Source organism: Pseudomonas sp. SWRI179 (genome assembly GCF_014268705.1).
Lineage (GTDB): Bacteria > Pseudomonadota > Gammaproteobacteria > Pseudomonadales > Pseudomonadaceae > Aquipseudomonas > Aquipseudomonas zanjanensis.
In genome coordinates, this window is sequence record NZ_JABWRA010000134.1 from 1 (window position 1) to 570 (window position 570).

At 66.7% G+C, this 570-nt stretch carries 1 protein-coding gene; it reads left to right on the forward strand.

Annotated features, from left to right (window positions below):
* Positions 1–570, forward strand: a 570-nt coding sequence (locus HU767_RS28565; RefSeq protein WP_238349543.1) for a condensation domain-containing protein, incomplete at both ends; no start/stop codon positions are given.

Sequence of the window (570 nt, forward strand, 5' to 3'; positions counted from 1 at the left end):
CCTACGAAGCGCCCCTGGGCGACACCGAAATCGCCCTCGCCGGTATCTGGAAAGACCTGCTGCAACTGGATCAGGTCGGCCGCCACGACGGCTTCCTCGAACTCGGTGGCCATTCCCTGCTGACCGTGCAGTTGCAGGCCCGCTTGCATCAGGACCTCGGTGTCGAAATCGACCTGCGTACCCTCTTCGCCCAGGCCTCGTTGAGCGAACTGGCCCAACGCGTGGATCAGGCCGGCCAGTCCCAGGTCCAGCCCATCGAAGTCGTGTCCCGCGACCAGGCGTTGCCGCTGTCCTTGGCCCAGCAACGCCTGTGGTTCCTCGATCAACTGGATCACGCCGCCAGCGTCGCCTACCACATGCCCGCCGCGCTGCACCTGCGCGGCAACCTGGATCGCAAGGCCCTGCAACGGGCCCTGGATCGCATCGTCGCCCGTCACGAAAGCCTGCGCACCACCTTCGAACGCCGTGACGGCGAAGTCCGCCAGCGCTTCGCCGCCGCCGACATCGGCTTTGCCTTGCAGGAACACAACCTGCAAACCCTGGACGCCGACGCCCGCCAAGCGGCCGTGA